This window comes from Ligilactobacillus sp. (assembly GCF_036846325.1).
In the GTDB taxonomy this organism is placed as follows: Bacteria; Bacillota; Bacilli; order Lactobacillales; family Lactobacillaceae; genus Ligilactobacillus.
Genome location: NZ_DAIUCE010000082.1, coordinates 1 through 7,935, shown reverse-complemented (window position 1 = coordinate 7,935; position 7,935 = coordinate 1). Strand labels below are relative to the sequence as shown.

Sequence of the window (7,935 nt, the reverse complement as noted above, 5' to 3'; positions counted from 1 at the left end):
ATGACCTACTCGGTATCAGAGATACCGAGTTTCTAGAATCTCTCACGAGATTCCGACTTCTCCAGTAACATGTTAGGGTGTCTTTATCCTAATACTATTTCAATTAGGCAAACCCAGACAGTACCACTACTAACATGCCACCATACCAATTAAGGTCGGAAGGTGGGTCTGTACCAAAAAAATATTCTAAATTATTTCTACAAGATTCTTTTCATCTAAAAACGGATATTTAGCACGCTGTTTCAATACGGCGTGTTTTTTTACGTCCAAAGCCCAATCTCTGATATTATATGTTGCATTCAAATCTCTGTTTAAATCTTTTCCGCAATTAGGGCATTTCCACTGCTTAACACCGACTTTTAAATCATGATTAATATACTCACATTTATGACATGTCTTTGAAGTATCAATACTATTAACTTCTAGTAAAATGCCACCTTCATTTTGGTATACACATTCCATTTGAATTCTAAACATAGTTGGTTGAATCTTTGCTAGTTTATTGTTGGTATTCTTACGAATACTCTTGTAATATCTCTTGCTCAAACGCATTTCAAAACTGTTAAGTTGTTCCATTGCTAAAACGGGATAACTTTCTACCAATTCCTTCGCAACAGTTAATTGCCACTCGTCAATAATGTTTGCCATTTTAGTCTTCGATTTAGTTTGTAATTTTTTAGCTATTTTAACAACTTTAGAATTGTCGTTACCGTGATTATGAGCATTAATCACAGTTTGCAAAGCTCTTGCCTTGTTATCTAATTTGTTGTACTTTTGTTCAACTTCTTTAGTCCAAGTAATATGCCTATCATCAGAAATGGTAAAGAAATCATTATTAGCCATATTGACGTCTAATCCAACAGTTTTTGAAACTTGTTCTTTAGAAATGTCCTTAGTCTTTTGAAACTTAACAATAATCTGTAATTCATAGTCACCATTTGGACGTCTTACTACACATACTTCTTGAATTTGCTTATTCTTCAACAATGATAACGATTCTTTGACCATGATTCGTTTTAAGTAAGGGAGTTTAACAACGTAGTTGTTAACTAAAGCAAGCTGACCTTTATTTTGCTTAAACTTGATACTTCTAACTTCATCTAACGTATGCTTATAGTTAATTCGCATATATCCATCTAAATTACAATTATGTTTCTTTAGATATTCTTGTTTCTGTTTATCAGTCCAGTATCTTTTTAGTTTGTATTGTCCTTTACGGTATTTTTCAAAAGCAACGCACAATTCTTCGTACATTTTGGCAACAGATTGTACATTGTAATCTTCTTTTTTTAAGTCGAAATCCTTTTCTTCTGCTTTCTTACGAGAAAATTCAATCATACGATTAATTAGGTACTTCCGAGATTTACCTGACGGGAAAGCTTTGTCGAGTTTCTTTACCCCGTAATGTTGGTACAAGTATTTTAATCCGTAATTAAAGTATGTCTTCTTAACTTGTTGGGCATGTAAAAATTCTTTTTCAATGTTTTTAGTCGTAACTTTAAATCTGTATGTTCGAGTTGACCGTACGGTCTTGGTTAATTCTTTTTCAGGTATCATTTAAACGGTCGCTCCTTTTGAGATTTAATATACTTTTTAATCACATCTTCGGTTGTTTGTCCAACACTTCCAACGTAATAAGATGGTGACCAAATATGTCCATGCCAAAACTGATTCTTCAACTCTGGAAATTCCTTAAATAACCATTTACCTGTAATTCCTTTAAACTTCTTTATCATTACAGTTATACTTAATTTAGGTTTAGCTGAAACTAAGATATGAACATGGTTAGGCATAATCTCCATTGCTTCAACTGTTACTTCGTTTTCTTTAGCAATTTCTAATAACTTATCTTTCAAAGCTTCTTGAATTTGGGGAGTTAAAGCTTTATTTCGATATTTAGTAACCCAGACTAAATGGTAGTGTAAATCATATACATAAGACCTTCCTTTTATTGGCTCACTGACTTCATCTTTAAATTTATATACCACCATTAGCTTTCTCCTAAATATTATAATAACAATTTTTATTCACAATATAATTGTACCATATGTAAGGGAAAAGTCAAAAATAAAAAGACCTCGCGGTCTTTGAATGGGGCGATTCACCACCCGAACAGAGTTCGGGAGTCCTCTCGCCCCTATGATAGATTGTACTTTGACCGGCATTTCAACAGTCAAAAAAACCGAGACTTTTTTCCAAGCCTCGGTTTTTTGTATATGCAGAGACTCATTTCCCTGCCCTCTCATTGTCAGGTCCGAAAACAAAACATTGCCCTTAAGCTCAATCGCACCTGTCGACAACGACGCTTCCGTCATCCTGCGGCTGATCGCTGCCATCGCTTGCAATTGCCTCGCCGGGAAACATCAAGGTAAACGTTGTCCCCCTGCCCGGCGCGCTGTCAACGCATACCTTGGCATGGTGAAGCTGCAGAAGCTGGTGAACGATGGCCATGCCGATGCCCGATTCGCCATATTTGGCAACCTTTCGTGACGGATCGGCCTTGTAGTATCGCTCCCACATATTGCTGATTTCCTCGTCGGTCATCCCGATTCCGGTATCGGCGATGCTGATCATCGTATCGTTGCCATGCTTCTCTCCGGAAATCGTAATCGTTCCGTCTCTTGTAAACTGCACGGCGTTCTTTGCGATGTTCGTGATGATCTGAATGAAACGGTCCTTATCAGCATACACGTTAAGCAGCGGAGGCAGCTTGACGATGAAACTGTCGCCGACATCTCCGGCCATTTTGTGCAACTGACTGACGACGTCATTAATGGCTGACGTCGCATCGAAGTTGGTCTTGGCCAGGACAAGCTCGCCCGAGCGGCTCTTTTCATAATCAAGATTTTCATTCACAAGCCTGATCAAGCGTGTCGTTTCCTTTCTCATCAAGCTAATGCACTGCTCCTGGTCTTCTTCAGTCAATGCACCATATGCCATTCCTTCCAGAAGTCCATTAATCGTCGTCAGAGGAGTTCTCATTTCATGAGCAGCATTTGCCATCAGTTCATGCCTTCGCTGTTCCTGACGCTCGATTTCAACTTGGGACTCCTTAAGCGACTGGGTCATCAAGTTGAAGTCTTCAGCCAGATCATCCAGCTCGTCATGATGATATGTATCAATCTGCACATCAAAATCTCCGTTGGCGACCTGCCTTGTGGCCCGTTGAATCTTAGTAATTCTATTCGTAAAATAATGCGTCAGGACAAAACTGACGATTGTTCCCAGCACGACTGCGGTAAAGAAGGCATACAACAGATTCTGCTTGATTTCCTTCAGGTTATCCTCAATACCATTCATCACAGTTCCGACAGAAACTACCGCCATCAGATTGCCCTTGATGTCAAGATACGGTTCATAGATATTTGTCAGCTGACGGTTCGACCCCTTTAAAAACCCTTGCGAATCACTTGTCTTGGCTCGAACGGACTGGCCTCTTTTCAGTTTGGCCCAACATTGAGAACTGATCTTGCTCGTCGCTTTCCTGGAATCAGGAAAAATGAGCTTGTCAGGTTCCGTATAGATCCTGATTTTAATGTGACGTCCGGAAAGCATCTGTTCCGTAATCACAAGTTTCTTCTTGTCGACGACGACTTTCGAATCCTTGCCCTGCCTGATGTCCATTGCCTGCGTCTTGACCGCATAAGCATAATCTTGTAATCTGTCCCACGTGTTCTGATAGAACATGGAACGGGAAAGCCCCAAAAAGGTCATGCCCAAAGTAAGCAGCGTAATGGTAATCATTAAGAAGAATGCCAGGAACTGCTGATAGAACATCTTCATTTATCAGCTACTCCGGAATCATCAAATTTATATCCGACTCCCCATACCGTTTGAATAACCTGCGGACCAGCTTTTTCAATCTTCTGTCTCAGCTTCTTGATATGAGCATCGACTGTTCTTTCATCCCCATAGTATTCATAATCCCAGACCAATTGAAGCAGCTGGTCTCTTGAAAATACCTGACGCGGCTTTTGCGCAAGCGTCTTGAGCAGATCGAATTCCTTTGGTGTCAAATCTTTAATCGGCTTGTCGAACAGATATGCTTCACGCGTCTTCGAATTGAGTTTGAAATGAGACGTCACAACATCATAGCCGTCATCGTTTTCATCAGCCACGACACCGTTCTTTCCAAGCGGTGCCATCTCGGCACGGCGATGAAGTGCCTTGATTCTTGCAATCAGCGTAATCGGTGAAAACGGCTTGACGATATAATCATCGGCCCCCATTTCAAGCCCCAGAACCTGATCTGATTCAGAATCACGAGCGGTCAGAATAATAATCGGAACGGTCGGAGAAATCTTCCTCAATTCGGCATTGACCTGAAGGCCGTCCATTCCCGGCAGATTCAAATCAAGCGTTATCATGTCCCAGCTTGCCGGATCCTTTTTGAAAATTTCAATTGCCTCAAGTCCGTCATAGGCATATTCGACGTCCCACTTCTCCTTTCGGAAAAACATTGACATCATTTCTGACACTGACTTGTTATCTTCTATCATTAGCAATTTCATAGATAAAACCGCTCCCCACGTGTAAAAATTTATTATTGTACAAAAATTGTTGAAAAATAAAAACGACGACAACATACATCAGTTGCACATCGTCGACGTTCGTCATATGGAGATGGCGGGAATTGAACCCGCGTCCAAGCATATCGCAACTCAAGCTTCTACGCCCATAGTCACACTATTTAAGTTTCATCAATGGTAACGCCGTGCAACCAGGCACACACGATTGACTAACCTGATTATTCTCTTCTCTCAGCTTCAGATGGGAGCCTTGAGCGTAAGTCCACTTAATTTAAGACTCGCTGACGGCACATGGACGATGCCGGGCGAATCTACGCCTGCTGTTTTTTAGGCAGCTAAAGCGTAAGAATAGTTGTTATTTTTTGCAGTTATATTTAACTGAGCGTTTTAGGGTAGACGCAACCTACCAGACGCAACTTGAGCCCGACCTACACCTGTCGAATCCAAAACATCCCCATTAATTAACTTCATCATAGCATAAAACAGCAACAAATGAAAGCCATTTAAATTCAAAAACAGCATATTTATACTTCAAATTCACATAAAATATTCCCATGAACTTTCCAAATTTCAAAAAGAAGATAAATCATCTTCATTTTCATAAAAAGTTCGTCAAAATGATTGCTTGTTCTTTTACATTTGTTTCAAATAATATCCTGCACCAACAGATGCCCTTTACCTAATGAAAACCTTATTTTTTTAAATGCAGTGCTGAGAATCGCCTGCCCAGGCAAGGTGTGGAGCCGAGCGCTCATGAGCCCGTAAATTCCAGCCCTTGGTTGCGGTCAAAGCACATATACAAACAAAGCCTCGGATGATTTACAGTTAACTGCAAATCATCCGAGGCTTTTGTTCGAGACATATTTTTCCCGTCTTCTTCCATGAGATCACTTCTGACGCCGGCACGACATCTGCACCCGGTGTCCGGACAACTCATCATAAGTCTTCTAGTACACGATGACCGGTTCCTTGACCTCCAGGAGATTGTAAATCTGTGCGGCCTGATCCGCCTTCAGATTCACGCAACCACCTGACCCGTCATTGACATAGGCCTGCTTATCCCAGTTTCTGCGCCACGAAGCATCGTGGAAACCGCAGCCGCTGTTGGTGAACTGTGCCCAGTACTTGACTTTGACCTCATAATTGCTGTTTCCGGATTCGCTGCCCCTGAGAACCGACGGGCTTTGCTTGTACATTATGTACCAGACGCCGCGCGGAGTCCCTTCGCCGGTGCTTTGCTTGCCCGTCACGCAGTCCGCCGAATAAACCTGCTGACCGTTCCTGTACAGCCAGACCTTCTGTTCCGAAATCGAAACCTCAGCATAGGTTCCGCCAATGCCGCCGTTTTGCGTCGTCGCATAGCCTGTTCCGTAAGTATAGTATCCCTTGCCGTAGATGTCCTTTTCAGCATTGATTTCCCTGGTGCCTTTCTGCCAGGCAGTCTCGATGCTGTCAACTGCATCGTCCTTGCCGATTTCCCAGCCATAGGTTCCGGCCGGAACGCTGACCGTGCTTCCTCCTGTCGTCTTGAATGACAGCGGCTTGTTGAGCGTTGACTGTGCCGCATTGATTTCATCAATCTTCTTTCTGAGTCCCGTGTCGTCATAACTGTATCTTCCATTGATGACGCGTGCGGAATTCAACAGCTCGGAAGCCTTCATTTCGTATGTCCTGCCCTGGACGTTGTAGGTCGTTTCCTTTTTGGCAAGCGAATCGAGCTTTTGCCTTTCTGCTTTAACAGTCTTGCTTGATGCCGCCAGCGGCTGCAGAATCTTTTCCTTTAAATGCAGGGTCGAATCAGCAAGATGCATGTCATACTCCTTCATGATTTTCGCCACGTCATATTGTGTTCCCTTTTCTGCAGGAACAACTGAAACCTTGCCATCCTTCATGACCGCATATGCGTCAACTGCAGCTTTTCTCTTCAGGTTTTCCCTGGTCAGGGCATCCTTGACTTTCCTTCGCAGATCCTTCTTTCGATAATCGCTGACATTGCTTGGGGCAACCTCGTAATTCTTTTGAACCGGAGAAGGAATGAACGTAAACTGCTTCTTCAAAATCGCCTTGATCTTGCCATCGTCCTTTGAAGAAAAGCCTGCGGAAGTCTTTTCACCGCGATATACCACATTTTTTCCAACGTAGACCGTGTTGTCAAGCGTAACCTTTTTCAAGTGATCGGCAGCTTCTCCTGCCGTCATTTTTCCCACGCTGATGCCGTTGATTGTCACGTTTTCATTGAAATGATGCGCCTGATGGTACCACATGCATCCAAGTCCGGCCACGAGCGCTGCGACAACCGACCACAATCCGATCTGGAGTTTCCTTGTGCTCTTATCCATATATATATAACTCCTTAATTGTTACAGAAATATTACAAGTACCATAATATAACAAACACACATTCATATCAAGCTGCAAGTTTTCCCTTAAGCAGGATAAATTTGAATTAATGCTTGACATTGTAATTTAACCAAACTATAATTAAGCCAACATCAACGGAAAGGAAGAACAGTTATGACAGAATCAGTTATCAACTTGAATACTCGTTGGCAAAGCCGGTAATTGAGGTTGCTTCTGTCTGTGCAGATACGACCTCGTCAGATCGTATCTGTGCCGGTTTCTTCAGCATAGCCTGCATGGATTTACACATTCATGCAGGCATTTTTTTATCCCTGCATTGAAAATGCAGGGTTTTGTTTTTTCTGCAGGACGATCTGACGAACTGGATTTTATCAGGAAAGGAAAAAGAATATGAAAAGACTTATCGCAGCAATTTCAGCACTCGTTATTTTCCTGGTCTATGCCTTTTTCTACGAAAGCAGGCAGGAGACCAGACAGGAAAAACCGACCGTTGCCATCCTTCAGCTGATGACGCACCCCGCCCTTGATTCGATTCATCACGGCATCGTTGACGCCTTGAAGGAAAACGGCTACGTGCCCGGCAAGACAATCAAGCTCGACTATCAGAATGCCGAAGGCGACCAAAGCAGCCTGAAGACGATGAGCGACCGCTTCAAAAATGAAAATTCAGCCGTCATGATCGGCATCGCAACTCCGGCAGCTCAATCGCTTGCCAACGTCGCCAACGGCAAAACGCCTGTCGTCATGGGTGCCATCAGCGACCCGATCGGTGCCGGACTCGTCAGGAACATCAAGCATCCCGGTGCAAACATTACGGGCGTCATCCACAAGGAACCCGTCAGACAACAGGTCAGGCTCATCAAGACGATCATGCCGGACGTCAAGGTCATCGGCGGCCTGCATACTTCAAGCGACGACTCGTCGACTGCCGAGTTCAGGGAATTCAGGAAACTGGCCGAAAAGGAAGGCATCAAGGTCAAGGATTACACAATCACTTCGACAAACGACATCGACCAGGTAAGCTCAACCATGGCCTCTGAAGTCG

6 protein-coding genes and 1 other RNA gene are annotated in these 7,935 nt (G+C 43.0%); 1 reads left to right on the top strand and 6 read right to left on the bottom strand.

The features are described 5' to 3' along the window. Positions 1-186: 186 nt before the first annotated feature. The 6 genes from V7Z60_RS07720 to V7Z60_RS07695 form a co-directional block, all read right to left on the bottom strand. Positions 187-1,557, bottom strand: a complete 1,371-nt coding sequence (locus V7Z60_RS07720; protein WP_334117257.1) for an RNA-guided endonuclease InsQ/TnpB family protein — start codon at positions 1,555-1,557, stop codon at positions 187-189. Further along, entirely contained in the window at positions 1,554-1,991 is a 438-nt protein-coding gene (tnpA, locus tag V7Z60_RS07715; RefSeq protein ID WP_334117256.1) for an IS200/IS605 family transposase, read from the bottom strand. The genes V7Z60_RS07720 and tnpA overlap by 4 nt, the downstream gene beginning before the upstream one ends. Positions 1,992-2,280: 289 nt before the next feature. Then, a complete protein-coding gene (locus V7Z60_RS07710; protein WP_334117255.1) occupies positions 2,281-3,783 on the bottom strand; it encodes a HAMP domain-containing sensor histidine kinase in 1,503 nt (500 codons plus the stop codon). Then, the gene (locus tag V7Z60_RS07705) at positions 3,780-4,511 is read right to left on the bottom strand and encodes a response regulator transcription factor (RefSeq protein WP_334117254.1); all 732 of its coding nucleotides are present in this window, start codon (positions 4,509-4,511) and stop codon (positions 3,780-3,782) included. The genes V7Z60_RS07710 and V7Z60_RS07705 overlap by 4 nt, the downstream gene beginning before the upstream one ends. A 104-nt stretch (positions 4,512-4,615) precedes the next feature. Continuing rightward, positions 4,616-4,985, bottom strand: a transfer-messenger RNA (tmRNA) gene (gene ssrA, locus V7Z60_RS07700). Between the two features lie 491 nt (positions 4,986-5,476). Further along, positions 5,477-6,868 carry a L,D-transpeptidase family protein gene (locus V7Z60_RS07695; RefSeq protein ID WP_334117253.1) on the bottom strand — a complete coding sequence of 464 codons (1,392 nt, stop codon included), beginning with the start codon at positions 6,866-6,868 and terminating at the stop codon, positions 5,477-5,479. A gap of 412 nt (positions 6,869-7,280) precedes the next feature. Here V7Z60_RS07695 and V7Z60_RS07690 point away from each other — a divergent pair. Then, the coding region (locus V7Z60_RS07690; RefSeq protein WP_334117252.1) for an ABC transporter substrate-binding protein at positions 7,281-7,935 on the top strand (655 nt) is incomplete at its 3' end.

What these genes read in the sequence shown, in the direction of transcription:
- V7Z60_RS07720 (WP_334117257.1), bottom strand. Translation starts at nt 1,557, where the DNA reads ATGATACCTGAAAAAGAATTAACCAAGACCGTACGGTCAACTCGAACA.
- tnpA (WP_334117256.1), bottom strand. Translation starts at nt 1,991, where the DNA reads ATGGTGGTATATAAATTTAAAGATGAAGTCAGTGAGCCAATAAAAGGA.
- V7Z60_RS07695 (WP_334117253.1), bottom strand. Translation starts at nt 6,868, where the DNA reads ATGGATAAGAGCACAAGGAAACTCCAGATCGGATTGTGGTCGGTTGTC.
- V7Z60_RS07705 (WP_334117254.1), bottom strand. Translation starts at nt 4,511, where the DNA reads ATGAAATTGCTAATGATAGAAGATAACAAGTCAGTGTCAGAAATGATG.
- V7Z60_RS07710 (WP_334117255.1), bottom strand. Translation starts at nt 3,783, where the DNA reads ATGAAGATGTTCTATCAGCAGTTCCTGGCATTCTTCTTAATGATTACC.